Source organism: Gibbsiella quercinecans, assembly GCF_002291425.1.
GTDB classification, from domain to species: Bacteria; Pseudomonadota; Gammaproteobacteria; order Enterobacterales; family Enterobacteriaceae; genus Gibbsiella; species Gibbsiella quercinecans.
Genome location: NZ_CP014136.1, coordinates 3,042,182 through 3,060,096, shown reverse-complemented (window position 1 = coordinate 3,060,096; position 17,915 = coordinate 3,042,182). Strand labels below are relative to the sequence as shown.

The following is a 17,915-nucleotide window of genomic DNA, read 5'->3' as shown; positions in this document are numbered from 1 at the left end:
GCCGTTCGGCCTGGGCGCAAGGCGCCGCAGGGGGGCAATGGACAGTTTTACATCATCACAACGTCAAACTGCTCCTGGCTGTACAACGGTTCGATTTGTACTTTTACCTGTTTGCCGACGAAAATTTCCACCTCTGCCAGCGCGTGCGACTCTTCGCTCTTCAGCGCTTCCCCTACCGCAGCCGATGCATACACCAGGAAGCGATCGGAGTCGTAAGCGTGGTGCACCCGCACAATCTCGCGCAGGATTTCATAGCAGACGGTTTCGACCGTTTTCACCGTACCGCGGCCGTTGCAGGTAGGACATCCGTGGCACAGCACATGTTCAATGCTTTCACGCGTCCGTTTACGCGTCATTTCCACTAATCCTAGCTGAGAGAAGCCGTTGATTGTGGTTTTTACCCGATCTTTACTTAGCGCCTGCTCCAGGGAGTGCAGCACGCGGCGGCGATGATCTTCATTACTCATATCAATGAAATCAATGATGATGATCCCGCCCAGGTTGCGCAGCCGCAGTTGGCGGGCGATCGCCTGGGTCGCTTCGATGTTGGTGTTGAAAATGGTTTCATCCAAATTGCGATGGCCGACAAAGGCGCCGGTGTTGATGTCGATGGTGGTCATCGCCTCGGTCTGATCGATGATCAGATAGCCGCCGGATTTCAATTCAACCTTGCGCTCCAGCGCCCGCTGGATCTCGTTTTCCACATCGAACAGATCGAAGATCGGCTGCGTGCCGGCATACAGCTCCAGCTTGCGGGTAATATCCGGGATATATTCGGCGGTAAACTCCACCAGCAGTTCGAACGTCAGGCGTGAGTCGATCCGGATGCGATCGAGCGCCGCGCCGGCGAAATCGCGCAGGATGCGGTGGGCCAGCGCCAGCTCGCCGTACAGCATGCAGCGGGTCTGGTTGCGTTTGCGGCGCTCGACCACTTTGGTCCAGAGGCGTTTGAGAAACGCGGCGTCCTGCGACAGCTCTTCCTCGCCGATGCCTTCGGCGGCGGTGCGGATAATAAACCCGCCCAGCTCATCGCAGTAGTCCGCCACGATGCTTTTCAGGCGTTCGCGCTCGGCTTCGCTTTCAATGCGTTGAGACACCCCAACGTGCGCCGCACCCGGCATGAACACCAGGTAGCGCGATGGCAGAGTGATATCGGTGGTCAGGCGCGCGCCCTTGGTGCCCAGCGGATCTTTCACCACCTGCACCACCAGATCTTGCCCCTGGCGCACCAGCTCGGCAATATCGCGCACGTGGAAATTCTTGCGCTCTTCGCCAGCCACGCATTCGGTATGCGGCATGATATCGGAGGCATGCAGGAAGGCGGCCTTCTCCAGGCCGATATCCACAAATGCCGCCTGCATGCCAGGCAGCACGCGGCTGACGCGCCCTTTATAAATGTTGCCGACGATGCCGCGCTTGGATTCACGCTCAATATGGATCTCTTGCAGGATGCCGCCGTCTATATAGGCAACCCGCGTTTCCGCCGGTGTGATATTAACCAGTAGCTCAGCTGTCATTGTCTTCTCCCCGGAACCGGCCGCATCATGCTCATCAACCGGTTCTTACACTTCGTAATGCGACAAAATTACTGAGCAGCTCATGTGTTTCGACCAGCGGCAAACCCACCACCGCATGATAACTCCCAGTTATCGTTTTGACGAAACAACCACCCTTTCCCTGAATTCCATAGGCACCCGCTTTATCCATCGGCTCGCCGGTGGCAATATAATCGGCAATATCCTGCTGCGACAGTGCGCGGAACGTCACGTCCGTCACCACCAGTTGGCACAGCAGATGCTGACGATCGGCAATCGCCACGGCGGTCATCACCTGATGTTGGCAGCCCGAAAGCGCGGCCAGCATCTCGGCGGCATGCGCCGCGTCGCGCGGCTTCTCCAACACCTGGTTATTTTGCACCACGATGGTATCCGCTCCCAGCACCGGCCAGTCTTGCGCGGCAAGCGCCACCCCGGCCTGCGCCTTCTCCTGCGCCAGCCGCCGCACATAGGCTTCGGCCGCTTCGCCCGCCACGCGTTGCTCCACGGTATGGGTCAGCAGGATTTCAAACGGAACCCCCAACAGGGTTAGCAATTCACGCCGGCGCGGGGAGCCGGAAGCCAGATAAAGCGATGTCATTAATGCCCTCATTGTACAGCGAACTGGCGGCGAATCTTGCGCATCAGCAGGAACAGCCACGGCCACAAAACGCCGTTTACCACACTACTCCAGAATACCTCTGGGCGGAAAGAGACGTTGATCACTAAAAACTCAGCCCAAAAGACAACAACGTCCATCGCCAGCGACAATAGCACCACGATCAGAGCCTGCTGCCACAGCGCCATATTGCGGAACAGTTGGTATTTGAAGGCCACCAGATAGGCAATGATGCCAAGCGCCAACGCACGCACGCCCAGCGTAGAACCGAGGATCAGATCCATTATCAGCCCCAGCACAAAGCCGGTGCCGACGTTCACCCGGTGCGGCAACGCCATCACCCAGTAGATCAGGATCAGAGCCAGCCAAGAAGGCCGGAACATATAAATCTGTTCCGGCCACGGCATGATTTGCAGCACCAGCGCCACCAGGAACGATAGCCAGATAATCCAGCGCCCATTGCTGCGGTAGCTATTCATTGAACCACCTCAGGCGGCGGCGATGAAACCGCACCTGGCGCCGGCGCAGGTGGCGGTGGCCCCATGGTGGCCGGTGACAGCACCTGCGGCATCATCTGCATCAGGCGCTCGTTCGCCACCCGATGCACTTCACTTGGCGACATCGGCATATCGCCATTGCGATCCGCCCCCCACAGCAGCAGCAGGTAGCGCAGGCGTTGCAGCCCAGCGGTCGGGCGCGCCTGAATCACTGTATAGGCGCGTTGGTTATCCACTTTGACCGAAGAAACGACCCCAACCGGATACCCTTCGGGGAAACGCCCGCCCAGCCCGGAAGTCACCAGCACGTCGCCTTCCCGGATGTCGATATTGCCGGGCAGGTGTTCCAGTTGCAGATCGTCAGCGCAGCCGTTGCCCGCCGCGATGACGCGAATATCGTTGCGCAGCACCTGGATCGGCAGCAGATGGGAAGCATCGCAGATCAGCAGCACGCGGCTGGTCATTTTCGCCACCGCCACCACCTGGCCCACTACGCCTTTATCGCTGATCACCGGCTGGCCTTCATACACGCCGTTATCGGCGCCTTTATCAATCACCACTTGATCGCTGTAAGGATCGGAACCGGTCGAAATCACCTGGGTGACCATCTTGTGTTCATCCTGGCGCAGCGGCGAACCCAGCAGCTCACGCAAACGGGCGTTTTCCTGTTTGAATTGGCCAAGAAGAAGCAGATCGCTGTTCTTTAGCAGCAGTTCCTGCCGCAGAGCACGGTTTTCCAGCTCTAACTGTTGGCGGGTAGCCAGCGTTTCAGAAACGCCATCCAGCACCTTACGCGGCCCATTGGCCAAAAAATAGAAGGGGCTGACGGCGGTATCCATGTAGGTGCGCACTTTGGCGAACGTACCAAGCCGGCTGTCGGCGACGATAAGCCCAATAGCGGCGATCACCGCCAGAAAAAGTCGTAGTTGCAGGGACGGGCCCCTGCTAAAGATCGGCTTCATAAATTATGCGAGTTCCTCGACAACAGAAGGAGGAACCGTACAAGATGCCCGCGCAATGCATTCATCCAATACGGTTCCTCCTTCCTGGAGCTGATTATTCTTCGCTGAACAAATCACCGCCATGCATGTCGATCATTTCCAACGCCTTGCCGCCGCCGCGTGCGACACAGGTAAGCGGATCTTCCGCCACCACCACCGGAATGCCGGTTTCTTCCATCAGCAGGCGATCCAGGTTACGCAGCAGCGCGCCGCCGCCGGTCAGGACCATGCCTCGCTCGGAGATATCGGAAGCCAGCTCTGGCGGGCACTGTTCCAGCGCTACCATCACCGCACTGACGATGCCGGTCAATGGTTCCTGCAGTGCTTCCAGGATTTCATTGGAGTTGAGCGTGAAACCACGCGGCACGCCTTCCGCCAGGTTACGGCCGCGCACTTCGATTTCGCGCACCTCATCACCCGGGTAGGCAGAGCCGATTTCATGTTTGATACGCTCGGCGGTGGCTTCACCGATCAACGAGCCGTAGTTGCGGCGCACATAGTTAATGATAGCTTCATCGAAGCGATCGCCGCCAATGCGCACGGAGGAAGAATAGACCACGCCGTTAAGCGAGATGACGGCGACTTCGGTCGTCCCGCCGCCGATATCCACCACCATTGAACCGGTAGCTTCGGAAACCGGCAGGCCGGCGCCGATGGCGGCCGCCATCGGTTCTTCAATCAGGAAGACTTCGCGCGCGCCGGCCCCTTGGGCAGACTCGCGGATAGCACGGCGCTCAACCTGGGTGGCGCCGACCGGCACACATACCAGCACCCGCGGGCTTGGCCGCATGAAGCTGTTGCTGTGAACCTGTTTGATGAAATGCTGCAGCATTTTTTCCGTCACGAAGAAATCGGCGATGACGCCGTCTTTCATCGGACGAATAGCTGCGATATTGCCAGGCGTACGCCCCAGCATTTGTTTAGCATCATGACCCACGGCCGCGACGCTTTTCGGCGAGCCGGCACGATCCTGGCGAATGGCAACCACCGAGGGTTCATTCAGTACAATGCCTTGCCCTTTCACGTAAATCAGGGTATTGGCCGTACCCAAGTCGATGGACAAGTCATTGGAAAACATGCCACGAAATTTCTTAAACATACTAAAGGATAATCCTGCAAGCTGGGGGCGGAAAATAAAATCCGCCTACTTTACCAACCACACGAAGCAGCGACAAGGCGCAAAAACGTTCTGCTTCGGTGAAAAATAGCCTGTATTATTTTTGCTCGCCTGCACGGATATGGAAGAAGGCCTGATATCCTTGAAGAATGGCCCAACTTGCTCCCTTGCCAGCGCATAAAACGGCGTAACACAGCTCATAAAATCTAACATTTTCCCTGATTATTTCGGGTGGTAAGCGCCCACCAACTTCCACCAGGAAAGGACAGGCTATTCTACGTTAAAACCTGCCCAAAATTCAGATTAAACATGAAAGCGGCGCGAATATTTTTTATCCTTGCCGTCGACTCGCGCCAGCGGCGTGAAAAAATCCCCTTGGCCGCCGAGCACTCCTTTTTCTTTTAGCGTTTCCCACTCACAGCGCGTACGCACGCCGGTGGCGAACACCTGCGCCCGCGTTCCTTCGCAGGCCCCGGTCAGGCTCTGAACAAACAGCTGATTTTCATCGCGTTTATCAATATTACGCACCAGGCCCGTGTGCAGCTTGACCAATTCTACCGGCAACGACTTGATATAAGACGTGCTCACGACGGTTAAACCCGCCTGGGATACCGCCAGCCGACAGCCCAGCCCGGCGAGCAAACGCATCACCGGGCGCAGGCGATCTATGTGTAGACAGAGATCTGCCTCGGCAAGTTCAATCATTATTCGCCGCCGGCGACTTTTTTCGCATTGCAGCAGGGTATCGCGCAGCCAGAGCTGAAATGGCTTGCGCAACAAAGAGTCCACGCACAGCGGAAACGCCAGCGTTTCATCCGGCCAGCGGCTCAACAACGCCATAATGCGGCTGAGCAATTGGCGATCGTAACTTTCCGTGAGCCCAAACTGCTGCACCATTGGCATATATTCGGCGGGTAACAGCTCCTGATCGCCATCATGGATCCGGCTCACGATTTCCCGGTGATCAACCTTGCCCGCCAGCGTGATCGCCGGTTGTTGGTAAAACCTGGCGCTCTGCTGCGCCAGCGCCTGGGCCAATAAGGTGCGCCACTTCACGCTGCCGCGGCCCTTTTCCGGCACCTGGCTGTCGTAGACAAACCAGCCGTTGCCGCCGCGCAAAGTGGCATTGCGAGCCGCTTGCTCTGCGCGATCGATCACCTGTTCGGCCGCCTGGCCGCCGCCGTAGGCGACGATACCGATATACATAAACGCCTGGCGATCGATAATCTCCGTGGCCGGCAACGCATCGGTGGCATGCACCAACTGAGCGGCAATACTGCCGGCGTCTTTTAATGTGCAGTGGGGCAACAGCACGGTGAAATCGCTGTGAAAATAGCGCGCCAACAACGCCGCCGGGTAACGCAGCACGAACGTTGATAGCAGATTGACCACCGAATACATCAATTCCTGAACTTTGGTGTTGCCGTGGGTTTCCCACAGCGTTTCAAAATCCGGCAGCCGGATCATCATCACCACGCCGTAGGCATTGTCTACTTCCAACTGAGTCGCCAGTTGGTTATCAAAAAACAACCGGTTATTCAGGCCGGTCATGGCATCTCTGGCGGCAAAGGCGCGGATCAGGGTATCGACGCGGCTGCGCTCTTCGCGCGATTCCATCAAATCCGCCAGCAGGCGATCGAGCGCCCCACTGACGCTGGACGGCCATTCCCCCTCCTGCCCATGCATCACCGTTTCCCGCTCGCCGTTGAGGATGCGGCGCGCACGCCGCTCCAGGCGGTCTTCCCCTTCGGCCTGCGCCCCCAGCCAACGCAGGCTGAACAGCAAGGTGATAAGTGCCGAAAGTTTGGTGGTAAATCGCATCCCTGTGCCCTATCCACTATGGTTTATGAAGTATGCAGCCGTTAAGGCACATAACGCTTATACCCTGATGAGCTGACAATAGCCTATTTTTTAGACTTTGCGCATGTGCCTTTCTTTGTTCTTAATCAGAGTATCAGTTAGCTAGATGCATATAGTCGATAAATCAAATTCGGTCATTCATTCAGGAATGCACACCAAGAGGAAGCGTGACATGCGTGCACTATTATTAGAGCAACAAAACGATCAAACGCTGGCGCACATTCGGGATATCAGCAGCGATCAACTACCGGAAGGCGATGTAACGGTCGACGTTAACTGGTCCAGTGTGAACTATAAAGACGCACTGGCCATCACCGGCAAGGGCAAAATCGTTCGCCACTTCCCGATGGTGCCAGGCATCGATTTTGCCGGTACGGTTCATAGTAGTAAGGATCCGCGCTTTAAAGAAGGCCAGAGCGTGGTGCTCACCGGCTGGGGCGTGGGGGAAAACCACTGGGGCGGCCTGGCGGAGCAAGCGCGGGTGTCGGGCGAATGGCTGGTGCCGCTGCCGCAGGGGCTGGATGAACGCAAGGCGATGATTATCGGCACCGCCGGCTTCACCGCGATGCTGTGCGTGATGGCGCTGGAAGAAGGCGGCGTCCACCCTGACAGCGGTGATGTGCTGGTCACCGGCGCCAGCGGCGGCGTGGGCAGCACGGCGATCGCCATTCTGGCCGCGCTGGGCTACCACGTTACCGCCATCAGCGGCCGCGACAGCAACACCGATTACCTGAAGGCCCTCGGCGCCAAAGAAGTGCTGGCGCGCAGCGGCTACATTGAAGCCCCACGCCCGCTGGAAAAACAGCTGTGGGCCGGGGCGATTGATACCGTCGGCGATAAGCTCCTGGCCTGCGTGCTGGCGCAGATGAACTATAACGGCACCGTTGCCGCCTGCGGCCTGGCCGGCGGTTACCAACTGCCCACCACGGTGATGCCATTCATCCTGCGTAATGTGCGCCTGCAGGGCGTGGATTCCGTACATACGCCGCTGCACCGCCGCCAGACCGCCTGGGAGCGCCTGGCCGGTATCCTGCCGGAAAGTTTCTACCAGCAGGCCACCCAGGAAATCTCGCTTGAGCAAGTGCCCGCCACCGCGGCCGATCTGCTGGCCAATAAGGTCACCGGCCGCACGCTGGTTAACATCCGCTAAATAGCCCTCCCGGCAGGGCGCATCGCCTATGCGCCCTGCATTCTCCCCTGTTTACCCCGATTGTCCGGCGGAATTTTTCGCCACGCGATTCGCAGAAGCCCGGTTTTCACGCCATGCTTATGGGATATCAGGAGGAAAACCCATGAACAAACCGCGTATCTTGACGGAAAAGGATGTCACACCGGAAAGCGTGTTCCAACAACGGCGCAAGGTGCTCAAGGCGCTCGGCATTTCCGCCGCGGCGCTGGCGTTACCCAACAGCGCGCGGGCGGATTGGCGATCGTGGTTCAAAGGCCACGATCGGCCAAAAGCGCCGCCCGGCAAAGCGCTGGCGTTCAGCCAACCGCCCGAATGGCAGCCCCAGTTGGCATTAACGCCGGAAGACAAGGTGACCGGCTACAACAACTTCTACGAATTTGGCCTGGACAAGGCCGATCCGGCGGCCAACGCCGGCGAACTGAAAACCGCCGGCTGGCAGGTAAAGATCGACGGTGAAGTCGGCAAACCGATGACGCTGGATATCGACGGACTGATCGCCCGTTTCCCGCTGGAACAGCGCATTTACCGTATGCGCTGCGTGGAAGCCTGGTCGATGGTGGTGCCGTGGATCGGTTTTGAACTGGGCAAACTGCTGCAGCTGGCCGAACCGAACGGCCATGCCCGCTATGTGGCCTTCCAGACGCTGTACGATCCGCAGCAGATGCCCGGGCAGAAAGACCGCTTTATCGGCGGCGGCTTGCCGTACCCCTACGTTGAAGGGCTGCGCCTGGATGAAGCGATGCATCCGCTGGCGTTGTTGGCGGTGGGCGTCTACGGCAAAACGCTGCCGCCGCAAAACGGCGCCCCGCTGCGCCTGGTGACGCCGTGGAAATACGGTTTTAAAGGCATAAAATCGATCGTGCGCATCAGCCTGACGCGCGATCGGCCGCCCAGCACCTGGAATGTGTCTGCACCGAACGAATATGGCTTTTACGCCAATGTGAACCCGCACGTTGATCATCCCCGCTGGTCGCAGGCCACCGAGCGTTTTATCGGCGCCGGCGGCATTCTGGATGTCAAACGCCAGCCGACGTTGCTGTTCAACGGCTATGCCGACCAGGTGGCGGCGCTGTATCGCGGTATGGATCTGCGGGAGAATTTCTAACGTGCGTTTAACCCCAACCCACATCAAATGGATTAAGGCCGCCATTCACCTGGCGGCGTTGCTGCCGTTTTTCTGGCTACTACTGGCGGTGAATCAGGGCGGCTTCAGCGCCGATCCGGCCAAGGATATCCAGCATTTTACCGGCCGAATGGCGTTGAAGCTGCTACTGGCGGCCTTGTTGATCGCACCGCTGGCGCGCTATAGCCACCAGCCGTTGCTGATGCGCTGCCGCCGGCTGGTCGGCCTGTGGTGTTTTGCCTGGGCCACGCTGCACCTGGCGTGTTATGCGGCTCTTGAATTGGGGCTGAGCAATGTCGCCATGCTCGGCAGTGAGCTGGTGCGCCGGCCTTACCTGACGCTGGGCATGACCAGTTGGTTAATCCTGCTGGCGCTGGCCGCCACTTCGACGCAGTGGGCCATGCGCAGACTGGGGCCGCGTTGGCAGAAATTGCATAACTTCGTCTATCTTGCCGCGATCCTGGCGCCGGTTCACTATTTATGGTCGGTGAAAATCCTCTCGCCGCAGCCGGTGATTTACGCCCTGTTCGCACTGGGGTTACTCCTGCTGCGTTACCGCAAATTCGCAGGCTGGCTACGGTAAACCCTTTATGGGCCTGCTTTGTTGACGGTAAAAATTCCCGTTTTGCCATGGGAACTTTTCTGTGTTCTATCCCTCATAATCCAATAGTTCTCAATCCTCTTGTATCCAAGGGGGTTGAATATCTTCGCTGATAAGACCAGTATTTAGCTGCGAATTGCTACGATATCGCTATAATGCCCCACTTTGTCCCTGAGTACGGCGCAAATTTTCCCGTCAATAGGTGACAAATCGGTGACATCGGGCTATTTTCTACGATGATGGTTTTATTGCCGGAGATACCAGCACAATGGCGGATAAGTTTCACATTTTGCTTCTGAACGGCCCCAACCTGAATCTGCTGGGGACGCGTGAGCCGGATAAGTACGGCAGCACCACGCTGGCCGAAATTGTCAACGGCTTGGAGAACCAGGCGGTTGCGCTGGGTATCACCCTGAGCCATTTGCAGTCTAACGCCGAACATGTGTTGATCGAGCGCATCCATCAGGCGCGCGACAATACGGATTTCATTTTGATCAACCCTGCCGCGTTCACGCATACCAGCGTGGCGTTGCGCGATGCGCTGCTGGCAGTTGCGATCCCGTTTATCGAGATCCATCTGTCGAATGTGCATGCCCGCGAACCTTTCCGCCATCACTCCTACCTGTCTGATATTGCAGTAGGCGTGATTTGCGGGCTCGGTGCGCAGGGCTATTCATTCGCTTTACAGGCAGCGGCCAGCCGCTTGTCAAAATCCAACTAATTGCTACACAAAAAGAGTACGGAATCACACTCATGGATATTCGTAAAATCAAGAAACTGATCGAACTGGTTGAAGAATCAGGTATTTCTGAACTGGAAATTTCTGAGGGCGAAGAGTCAGTTCGCATCAGCCGCGCCGCCCCTGCCCAGGCTTACCCTGCACAACAGGTGTACAGCATGCCTGTTCAGCAGCAGCCCGCCCTGGCCAGCGCCGTTGCTCCCGCGCCAGCCGAAGTAGCGCCTGCCGCACCGGCGGCCGTGAGTGGCCACATGGTCCGTTCCCCAATGGTCGGTACTTTCTACCGCACGCCAAGCCCGGATGCGAAAGCCTTCATCGAAGTGGGCCAGAAAGTGAGCGCCGGCGATACTCTGTGCATCGTTGAAGCAATGAAAATGATGAACCAGATCGAAGCTGACAAATCCGGCGTGGTAAAAGCCATCCTGGTCGAAAACGGCCAACCAGTTGAATATGACGAGCCACTGGTCGTCATCGAATAACGAGGCGAACCATGCTTGATAAAATTGTTATCGCCAACCGTGGCGAGATTGCGCTGCGTATTCTGCGCGCCTGTAAAGAGCTGGGCATCAAGACCGTTGCCGTCCACTCCAGCGCAGACCGCGATCTGAAACACGTCCTGTTGGCTGACGAGACCGTGTGCATCGGCCCGGCGCCGTCAACCAAAAGCTACCTGAACATCCCGGCGATTATCTCGGCGGCGGAAATCACCGGTGCGGTGGCGATCCACCCCGGTTACGGCTTCCTGTCCGAAAACGCCGACTTTGCCGAGCAGGTTGAGCGCTCCGGCTTTATTTTCATCGGCCCGAAAGCCGAAACCATCCGCCTGATGGGCGATAAAGTTTCCGCCATCACCGCGATGAAAAAAGCCGGCGTGCCGTGCGTGCCGGGTTCAGACGGCCCGCTGACCGACGACATGGATAAAAACCGCGCCTTTGCCAAACGCATCGGTTACCCGGTGATTATCAAGGCGTCCGGCGGCGGCGGCGGCCGCGGCATGCGCGTAGTGCGCAGCGACAAAGAGCTGGAACAGTCCATCAACATGACCCGTGCGGAAGCCAAAGCGGCTTTCAATAACGACATGGTGTACATGGAAAAATACCTGGAAAACCCGCGCCACATCGAAATTCAGGTGTTGGCGGACGGCCAGGGCAGCGCCATCTATCTGGCCGAACGCGACTGCTCCATGCAGCGCCGCCACCAGAAAGTGGTCGAAGAAGCGCCAGCGCCGGGCATTACCAGCGAACAGCGTAAATTTATCGGTGAACGTTGTGCGAAAGCCTGCGTGGAAATCGGCTATCGCGGCGCCGGCACCTTTGAGTTCCTGTATGAAAACGGCGAGTTCTATTTCATCGAAATGAACACCCGTATCCAGGTAGAACACCCGGTTACCGAAATGATCACCGGCGTGGATCTGATCAAAGAGCAACTGCGCGTTGCGGCCGGCCAGCCGCTGTCGATCAAACAGGAAGAGGTCAAGGTTCACGGCCATGCGGTGGAATGCCGTATCAACGCCGAAGATCCGAACAACTTCCTGCCAAGCCCGGGCAAGATCACCCGTTTCCATGCGCCAGGTGGCTTCGGCGTGCGTTGGGAATCCCATATCTACGCCGGTTATACCGTGCCGCCGTACTATGATTCCATGATCGGCAAGCTGATCACCTACGGTGAAAACCGTGACGTGGCGATCGCCAGGATGAAAAACGCGCTGGCGGAGCTGATCATCGACGGCATCAAAACCAACGTTGAACTGCAACAGAAAATCATGAACGACGAGAATTTCCAGCACGGTGGCACCAACATCCACTATCTGGAGAAAAAACTCGGTTTGCAGGAACACTAAGGTTTACCCTAAACGGCGTATACGCCCTGCCAGCGCCCCCTCCCTGTCGAGGGGGCCTGTTTTTTCCGCCGGGTAGCCCGCTCTACGCCCAAAAAGATCGCCACGGCGGCCGAACCGCTTGGCAAATGCCGCACTTGCCGTAAAATCCCCTTCCTTCTGAGATATCCATAACCGTAAACCGACCGGAGAAATGGATGGAAAAGCGCTTTATTCAGGCCCACCGCGAAGCACGCTGGGCACTGTGGCTGACACTGCTCTACCTGTTGGCCTGGACGCTGGCGGCCTACCTGCCGGACAGCGACATCGGCATCACCGGGCTACCGCACTGGTTTGAGATGGCCTGCCTGTTGGTGCCGCTGCTGTTCATCGGCCTGTGCTGGCTGATGGTCCGCGTGCTGTTCCGCGATATTCCGCTGGAGGATAACGATGCAAACTGAAGTGATCATACCGCTGATCGCCTATCTGCTGCTGGTGTTCGGCCTGTCGGTCTATGCCTACAGCCGCCGCCAGCAGGGCAACTTCCTCAGCGAGTATTTCCTTGGCAACCGCTCAATGGGCGGCTTTGTGCTGGCGATGACCCTGACCGCCACCTACATCAGCGCCAGCTCGTTTATCGGCGGCCCGGGCGCGGCCTATAAATACGGCCTGGGCTGGGTGCTGCTGGCGATGATCCAACTGCCGGCGGTCTGGCTGTCGCTTGGCGTGCTGGGCAAAAAGTTCGCCATCCTGGCTCGGCGCTACAACGCCATAACCCTCAACGATATGCTGTATGCCCGCTATCAGAGCCGCCTGCTGGTATGGCTGGCCAGCCTTAGCCTGCTGGTGGCGTTTGTCGGCGCGATGACGGTGCAGTTTATCGGCGGCGCACGCCTGCTGGAAACCGCGGCCGGCATCCCCTACGACACCGGTTTGCTGATCTTCGGCATCAGTATTGCGCTGTATACCGCCTTTGGCGGCTTCCGCGCCAGCGTGCTGAACGACACCATGCAGGGGCTGGTGATGCTGATTGGCACCATTTTGCTGCTGGTTGCCGTGGTGCACGCGGCGGGCGGCCTGCACAGCGCGGTGGATAAGCTGCAGCAGATCGATCCGGCGTTGATTTCGCCGCAGGGCGGCGAGCAGATCCTCAGCCTGCCGTTTATGGCTTCGTTCTGGATCCTGGTGTGTTTCGGCGTAATCGGCCTGCCACACACCGCCGTGCGCTGCATCTCCTACAAAGACAGCAAGGCGGTGCACCGCGGGATTGTCCTTGGCACCATCGTGGTCGCCATCCTGATGTTCGGCATGCACCTGGCCGGCGCCATCGGCCGTGCGGTGATCCCGGATTTGAAGATCCCCGATCAGGTGATCCCCACGCTGATGATCACCGTGCTGCCGCCGTTCGCCGCCGGGATCTTCCTGGCCGCACCGATGGCGGCCATTATGTCGACCATCAACGCACAGCTGTTGCAGTCCGCGGCGACGATTGTCAAAGATCTGTATCTGGGCATCCGGCCGCAGCAAATGCAGAACGAGAAAAGGATCAAGCGGTTTTCCAGCCTGACCACGCTGATCCTCGGCCTGCTGGTGCTGTTGGCCGCCTGGCGGCCGCCGGAGATGATCATCTGGCTGAACCTGCTGGCCTTCGGCGGGCTGGAAGCCGTGTTCCTGTGGCCGCTGGTGCTTGGCCTGTACTGGGAGCGCGCCAACGCGCAAGGGGCGCTTAGCTCAATGATCGTGGGTGCGGTATGCTATACGCTACTGGCCAGCTTTAATCTGCACCTGGCAGCGCTGCACCCGATAGTGCCTTCGCTGTTGCTCAGCCTGCTGGCGTTTTATATCGGTAACGTCTGCGGCGAAAAGCGCCGTGCGGCGTCATCATTACCCTCTTGAAGAGAACTGTTATGCCTTGGATCCAACTCAAACTGAACACCACCGGCAGCCAGGCGGAAGCCCTGAGCGATGCGCTGGTTGAAAGCGGCGCCGTCTCGGTAACCTTTCAGGACAGCCACGACAACCCGGTTTTTGAACCCCTGCCTGGCGAGACGCTGCTATGGGGCGATACGGACGTGATTGGCCTGTATGACGCCGAAACCGATATGGTGGAGGTGGTCGCCATCCTAGCGCAGCACCCGCTGCTGGGCAACGGTTTCCACCACAAAATCGAGCAGTTGGAAGACAAGGACTGGGAGCGCGAATGGATGGAAAATTTCCACCCGATGCGCTTTGGCCAACGGCTGTGGATCTGCCCGAGCTGGCGCGAAGTGCCGGAGCCTGATGCGGTGAACGTGATGCTCGATCCGGGCCTGGCCTTTGGCACCGGCACCCACCCGACCACCGCGCTGTGCCTGCAGTGGCTGGACGGGTTGGATCTGGTGGGCAAAACCGTGATCGACTTCGGCTGCGGCTCCGGCATCCTGGCCATCGCGGCGCTCAAGCTTGGCGCCGCGCACGCTATCGGCATTGATATCGATCCACAGGCCATCCAGGCCAGCCGCGACAACGCCGAACGCAATGGCGTGGCGGATCGCCTGGCGCTGTACCTGCCGAAAGACCAGCCGGAAGGGCTGCTGGCCGACGTCGTGGTGGCCAACATCCTCGCCGGCCCGCTGCGCGAGTTGGCGCCGTTGATCAGCTGCCTGCCGAAATCAGGGGGCTATCTGGGCCTGTCCGGTATCCTGGCGACCCAGGCCGACAGCGTGGCCGAAGCCTATGAAGACAAATTTACCCTCGATCCGGTGGCCGAACGCGAAGAGTGGTGCCGTATCACCGGCCAGCGCAAATAATCGCCGTTTTTTGCCGCATCAGCGCCGCCGCGAGCATCCTCCGGCGGCGTTTTTTTCCCCGCACACCCCGTTTATCCATGACTAAAGTAGGTGTATCCTGCGTGCCGACAGGCATACTGCCGCATCACACAGGGCAGTTGCTGAATAACGCAGAGACTTATTTTAAAAGGGAAGGGAAATGAAAAATAAACTGTGGATTGCCATCATGCTGGCGGGCAGCGTTTCTGCCGGCGCCGCGGAACACGCGCATTGGGGCTATGAAGGCCAGGAAGATCCCGCGCACTGGGGCAAACTCTCGCCGGATTTTTCGCTGTGTGAAACCGGCAAAAACCAGTCCCCAGTCGATATCCAGGGCGCGTTGAAAACCCATCATGCGCAGTTGAAGCTCGCCTTCCAACCGGGTGCCCAGCAAATCATCAATAACGGCCACACGGTTCAGGTGAACGTCAGCCACGGCAATACCCTGGTGCTGGACGGCAAAACCTTTACCATGCAGCAGTTCCACTTCCACGCCCCGAGCGAAAACGAAATTGACGGCAAACAGTTCCCGCTGGAAACGCACTTTGTTTATAAGGCTGACGACGGCGCCCTGACGGTGTTGGCGCTGATGTTCCAGGCGGGCAAGGCAAATCCACAGTTGGCGCATGCCTGGAATCAACTGCCGGCGACGGCCGGTGAGCCGGCGCGGCTGAACACGCCGGTGGATATCCAGGCGCTGATACCGCCACACGCTAACTATTATCGCTTCAGCGGTTCACTGACGACGCCGCCTTGTTCCGAAGGGGTGAGCTGGCTGGTGCTGGATAAGCCTGTAAGCGCTTCTGCTGAACAAATCGATCAATTCCGTTCCGTAATGCACCATGCCAATAACCGGCCGCTACAACCGCTTAACGGCCGCGTGATTGTCGATTAACCGCCTCCGCGGCGCTTAGCGACAAACAGCAAAGCACACCGGTGTTTCAGGGGGGGTTGGCGATGTATTTGCCTGATAAAGCCGCTATCCCCCCTGCTATCGCCGATAATAACCGTGGCAATGGCAGATAATATCCTGTTGGCAGGGGAATATTTCCCTGAACACAAAATGGGCTAAAAAGCACAAGTCATTGTTAAATATATATAATATTTTTACGCACCGCGCGGAACCACATTTCGTGTATTCGTCAACGAAAAATTGGTCAAAGTTTGGCCTTTCATCTCGACGAAAAAATGCGTAATATACGCGCCCTTGCGGACACAGTATGGTCATTCTTTGTCTATGCGCATTGGACACCACCAGTTAACAAATTGCTTGATTGCGGCCCCGATGGCCGGCATTACAGATCGCCCTTTCAGAACATTATGTTATGAGATGGGGGCTGGGATGACGGTATCCGAAATGCTCTCCTCCAACCCGGAGGTGTGGCGTACGGATAAGTCGCGTCTGCGCATGGTACATAGTGATGAACCCGGGATCCGCGCCGTGCAAATTGCCGGATGCGATCCGGATGATATGGCCGCCGCGGCACGGATTAACGTGCAGAACGGGGCGCAAATCATCGACATCAATATGGGTTGCCCGGCTAAAAAAGTGAACCGGAAGCTGGCGGGATCTGCCTTGTTGCAGTACCCGCAGTTGATAAAACAGATCCTGCAGGCGGTAGTTAACGCTGTGGATGTGCCGGTAACGCTGAAGATACGTACTGGCTGGGCGCCAGAACACCGTAACTGTGTAGAGATTGCCCAACTGGCCGAAGATTGTGGTATTCAGGCTTTGACGGTTCATGGCCGAACCCGTGCCTGCCTGTTTAACGGCGACGCGGAATACGACAGCATTCGGGCAGTTAAGCAGAACGTTTCCATTCCGGTTATCGCGAATGGCGACATTACTGACCCGCATAAAGCCAGAGCAGTGCTCGACTACACTGGGGCCGATGCCCTGATGATAGGCCGCGCTGCTCAGGGGAGACCCTGGATCTTCCGGGAAATCCAGCATTATCTGGACACAGGGGAGCTGCTGCCACCAATGCCACTTGGCGAGGTGAAACGCTTGTTGATTGGGCATATTCGGGAATTGCACGGCTTTTACGGCCAAGGCAAGGGATTTCGAATTGCTCGTAAACACGTATCCTGGTATCTCCAGGAGCATGCCCCAAATGACCAGTTTCGGCGCACATTCAACGCCATAGAGGATGCCAGCGAACAGCTGGAGGCGTTGGAGGCATATTTCGAAAATCTTAGCGTAAAAAAAGAGCTGACAGAACTATGTTCGAACAACGCGTAAATTCTGACGTACTGACCGTTTCAACCGTAAACTCACAGGACCAAGTGACCCAAAAGCCTCTGCGCGACTCGGTTAAACAAGCACTGAAGAACTATTTTGCTCAACTGAATGGTCAGGATGTCAATGACCTGTATGAGCTGGTACTGGCTGAAGTAGAACAGCCACTGTTGGACATGGTGATGCAATACACCCGTGGCAACCAGACCCGTGCAGCCCTGATGATGGGCATCAACCGCGGTACGCTGCGCAAGAAACTGAAAAAATACGGCATGAACTGATACTAGTCAGTTAACGTATTGATAAAAGGCGCTTTAACCTTTGCGGTTAAGCGCCTTTTCTTTGTCACAGCACAGCCGCCCGCACTGAGGGGGTTGGGCGCAGGTGGGGGCTTGTTGACAACCAGCAGTATGTCAGCAGAAGATGACCGCAATCTTACAATCAGAGTTTCACTGATGAAAAAACTCCCGGCGGTTACCATTCACTATTGTTCACAATGCAACTGGCTGCTACGCGCAGGGTGGATGGCGCAGGAACTGCTTAACACGTTCAGCACCGATCTGGCCTCCGTGACGCTGGTTCCCGGTACCGGCGGCATCTACCAAATCCTGGTGGATGAAACGCTTATCTGGGATCGGAAAACCGATGGCGGCTTCCCCGACGCGGCCGCGCTCAAACAGCGTTTACGTGACCATTGCTTCCCCGAGCGTTCTTTAGGCCACACGGACAATAAGGCCCGCAAAGACGAAACCGCCGGCGGCTGAAATATCTT

18 protein-coding genes and 1 pseudogene are annotated in these 17,915 nt (G+C 57.6%); 13 read left to right on the top strand and 6 right to left on the bottom strand.

What is annotated here, in order from left to right; genetic code table 11:
- Positions 1–47 precede the first annotated feature (47 nt).
- The 6 genes and pseudogenes from rng to csrD form a co-directional block, all read right to left on the bottom strand.
- On the bottom strand, positions 48–1,517 hold the full coding sequence (gene rng, locus ACN28Q_RS14260) for a ribonuclease G (protein ID WP_095846941.1): 1,470 nt from the start codon (positions 1,515–1,517) through the stop codon (positions 48–50).
- Between the two features lie 34 nt (positions 1,518–1,551).
- Complete coding sequence (locus ACN28Q_RS14255) at positions 1,552–2,136, bottom strand: Maf family protein (protein WP_095846940.1); 585 nt, start codon at positions 2,134–2,136, stop codon at positions 1,552–1,554.
- An 8-nt stretch (positions 2,137–2,144) separates the two neighbouring features.
- Positions 2,145–2,633 (bottom strand): rod shape-determining protein MreD, encoded by a 489-nt coding sequence (gene mreD / locus ACN28Q_RS14250; RefSeq protein ID WP_095846939.1) that lies wholly within the window; start codon positions 2,631–2,633, stop codon positions 2,145–2,147.
- Positions 2,630–3,613: a rod shape-determining protein MreC gene (mreC, locus tag ACN28Q_RS14245; protein WP_095846938.1), complete on the bottom strand. Its 984-nt coding sequence runs from the start codon at positions 3,611–3,613 to the stop codon at positions 2,630–2,632. Before mreC ends, mreD begins: the two co-directional genes overlap by 4 nt.
- Positions 3,614–3,707: 94 nt before the next feature.
- Positions 3,708–4,751 (bottom strand): rod shape-determining protein MreB, encoded by a 1,044-nt coding sequence (gene mreB / locus ACN28Q_RS14240; protein ID WP_003855260.1) that lies wholly within the window; start codon positions 4,749–4,751, stop codon positions 3,708–3,710.
- Positions 4,752–5,072: 321 nt separating this feature from the next.
- A pseudogene (csrD, locus tag ACN28Q_RS14235) lies at positions 5,073–6,563 on the bottom strand (RNase E specificity factor CsrD); the annotation flags it as partial.
- A 238-nt stretch (positions 6,564–6,801) separates the two neighbouring features.
- Here csrD and acuI point away from each other — a divergent pair.
- From acuI to ACN28Q_RS14170, 13 genes are all read left to right on the top strand, one after another.
- Positions 6,802–7,779 carry an acrylyl-CoA reductase (NADPH) gene (gene acuI, locus ACN28Q_RS14230; RefSeq protein ID WP_095846936.1) on the top strand — a complete coding sequence of 326 codons (978 nt, stop codon included), beginning with the start codon at positions 6,802–6,804 and terminating at the stop codon, positions 7,777–7,779.
- A gap of 142 nt (positions 7,780–7,921) precedes the next feature.
- Positions 7,922–8,923: a protein-methionine-sulfoxide reductase catalytic subunit MsrP gene (gene msrP, locus ACN28Q_RS14225; protein WP_095846935.1), complete on the top strand. Its 1,002-nt coding sequence runs from the start codon at positions 7,922–7,924 to the stop codon at positions 8,921–8,923.
- 1 nt (position 8,924) lies between these two features.
- Positions 8,925–9,524 carry a protein-methionine-sulfoxide reductase heme-binding subunit MsrQ gene (gene msrQ, locus ACN28Q_RS14220; RefSeq protein WP_095846934.1) on the top strand — a complete coding sequence of 200 codons (600 nt, stop codon included), beginning with the start codon at positions 8,925–8,927 and terminating at the stop codon, positions 9,522–9,524.
- 286 nt (positions 9,525–9,810) lie between these two features.
- The gene (gene aroQ, locus ACN28Q_RS14215; protein ID WP_095846933.1) at positions 9,811–10,263 is read left to right on the top strand and encodes a type II 3-dehydroquinate dehydratase; all 453 of its coding nucleotides are present in this window, start codon (positions 9,811–9,813) and stop codon (positions 10,261–10,263) included.
- A 32-nt stretch (positions 10,264–10,295) separates the two neighbouring features.
- The gene (gene accB, locus ACN28Q_RS14210) at positions 10,296–10,760 is read left to right on the top strand and encodes an acetyl-CoA carboxylase biotin carboxyl carrier protein (RefSeq protein WP_095846932.1); all 465 of its coding nucleotides are present in this window, start codon (positions 10,296–10,298) and stop codon (positions 10,758–10,760) included.
- Positions 10,761–10,771: 11 nt separating this feature from the next.
- The gene (gene accC / locus ACN28Q_RS14205) at positions 10,772–12,121 is read left to right on the top strand and encodes an acetyl-CoA carboxylase biotin carboxylase subunit (RefSeq protein WP_095846931.1); all 1,350 of its coding nucleotides are present in this window, start codon (positions 10,772–10,774) and stop codon (positions 12,119–12,121) included.
- Positions 12,122–12,315: 194 nt separating this feature from the next.
- Positions 12,316–12,558: a YhdT family protein gene (locus ACN28Q_RS14200; protein WP_095846930.1), complete on the top strand. Its 243-nt coding sequence runs from the start codon at positions 12,316–12,318 to the stop codon at positions 12,556–12,558.
- On the top strand, positions 12,548–13,993 hold the full coding sequence (gene panF, locus ACN28Q_RS14195) for a sodium/pantothenate symporter (RefSeq protein WP_095846929.1): 1,446 nt from the start codon (positions 12,548–12,550) through the stop codon (positions 13,991–13,993). The genes ACN28Q_RS14200 and panF overlap by 11 nt, the downstream gene beginning before the upstream one ends.
- An 11-nt stretch (positions 13,994–14,004) precedes the next feature.
- Positions 14,005–14,886 (top strand): 50S ribosomal protein L11 methyltransferase, encoded by an 882-nt coding sequence (gene prmA, locus ACN28Q_RS14190; RefSeq protein WP_095846928.1) that lies wholly within the window; start codon positions 14,005–14,007, stop codon positions 14,884–14,886.
- 178 nt (positions 14,887–15,064) lie between these two features.
- Positions 15,065–15,799: a carbonic anhydrase gene (locus ACN28Q_RS14185; RefSeq protein ID WP_095846927.1), complete on the top strand. Its 735-nt coding sequence runs from the start codon at positions 15,065–15,067 to the stop codon at positions 15,797–15,799.
- Between the two features lie 342 nt (positions 15,800–16,141).
- On the top strand, positions 16,142–17,146 hold the full coding sequence (gene dusB, locus ACN28Q_RS14180) for a tRNA dihydrouridine synthase DusB (RefSeq protein WP_095846926.1): 1,005 nt from the start codon (positions 16,142–16,144) through the stop codon (positions 17,144–17,146).
- Positions 17,128–17,424 (top strand): DNA-binding transcriptional regulator Fis, encoded by a 297-nt coding sequence (fis, locus tag ACN28Q_RS14175; RefSeq protein WP_000462905.1) that lies wholly within the window; start codon positions 17,128–17,130, stop codon positions 17,422–17,424. The genes dusB and fis overlap by 19 nt, the downstream gene beginning before the upstream one ends.
- A gap of 174 nt (positions 17,425–17,598) precedes the next feature.
- A complete protein-coding gene (locus tag ACN28Q_RS14170; protein ID WP_095846925.1) occupies positions 17,599–17,907 on the top strand; it encodes an Rdx family protein in 309 nt (102 codons plus the stop codon).
- Positions 17,908–17,915 lie beyond the last annotated feature (8 nt).

What these genes read in the sequence shown, in the direction of transcription:
- rng (WP_095846941.1), bottom strand. Translation starts at nt 1,517, where the DNA reads ATGACAGCTGAGCTACTGGTTAATATCACACCGGCGGAAACGCGGGTT.
- ACN28Q_RS14255 (WP_095846940.1), bottom strand. Translation starts at nt 2,136, where the DNA reads ATGACATCGCTTTATCTGGCTTCCGGCTCCCCGCGCCGGCGTGAATTG.
- mreD (WP_095846939.1), bottom strand. Translation starts at nt 2,633, where the DNA reads ATGAATAGCTACCGCAGCAATGGGCGCTGGATTATCTGGCTATCGTTC.
- mreC (WP_095846938.1), bottom strand. Translation starts at nt 3,613, where the DNA reads ATGAAGCCGATCTTTAGCAGGGGCCCGTCCCTGCAACTACGACTTTTT.
- mreB (WP_003855260.1), bottom strand. Translation starts at nt 4,751, where the DNA reads ATGTTTAAGAAATTTCGTGGCATGTTTTCCAATGACTTGTCCATCGAC.
- acuI (WP_095846936.1), top strand. Translation starts at nt 6,802, where the DNA reads ATGCGTGCACTATTATTAGAGCAACAAAACGATCAAACGCTGGCGCAC.
- msrP (WP_095846935.1), top strand. Translation starts at nt 7,922, where the DNA reads ATGAACAAACCGCGTATCTTGACGGAAAAGGATGTCACACCGGAAAGC.
- aroQ (WP_095846933.1), top strand. Translation starts at nt 9,811, where the DNA reads ATGGCGGATAAGTTTCACATTTTGCTTCTGAACGGCCCCAACCTGAAT.
- accB (WP_095846932.1), top strand. Translation starts at nt 10,296, where the DNA reads ATGGATATTCGTAAAATCAAGAAACTGATCGAACTGGTTGAAGAATCA.
- accC (WP_095846931.1), top strand. Translation starts at nt 10,772, where the DNA reads ATGCTTGATAAAATTGTTATCGCCAACCGTGGCGAGATTGCGCTGCGT.
- ACN28Q_RS14200 (WP_095846930.1), top strand. Translation starts at nt 12,316, where the DNA reads ATGGAAAAGCGCTTTATTCAGGCCCACCGCGAAGCACGCTGGGCACTG.
- panF (WP_095846929.1), top strand. Translation starts at nt 12,548, where the DNA reads ATGCAAACTGAAGTGATCATACCGCTGATCGCCTATCTGCTGCTGGTG.
- prmA (WP_095846928.1), top strand. Translation starts at nt 14,005, where the DNA reads ATGCCTTGGATCCAACTCAAACTGAACACCACCGGCAGCCAGGCGGAA.
- ACN28Q_RS14185 (WP_095846927.1), top strand. Translation starts at nt 15,065, where the DNA reads ATGAAAAATAAACTGTGGATTGCCATCATGCTGGCGGGCAGCGTTTCT.
- dusB (WP_095846926.1), top strand. Translation starts at nt 16,142, where the DNA reads ATGCGCATTGGACACCACCAGTTAACAAATTGCTTGATTGCGGCCCCG.
- fis (WP_000462905.1), top strand. Translation starts at nt 17,128, where the DNA reads ATGTTCGAACAACGCGTAAATTCTGACGTACTGACCGTTTCAACCGTA.
- ACN28Q_RS14170 (WP_095846925.1), top strand. Translation starts at nt 17,599, where the DNA reads ATGAAAAAACTCCCGGCGGTTACCATTCACTATTGTTCACAATGCAAC.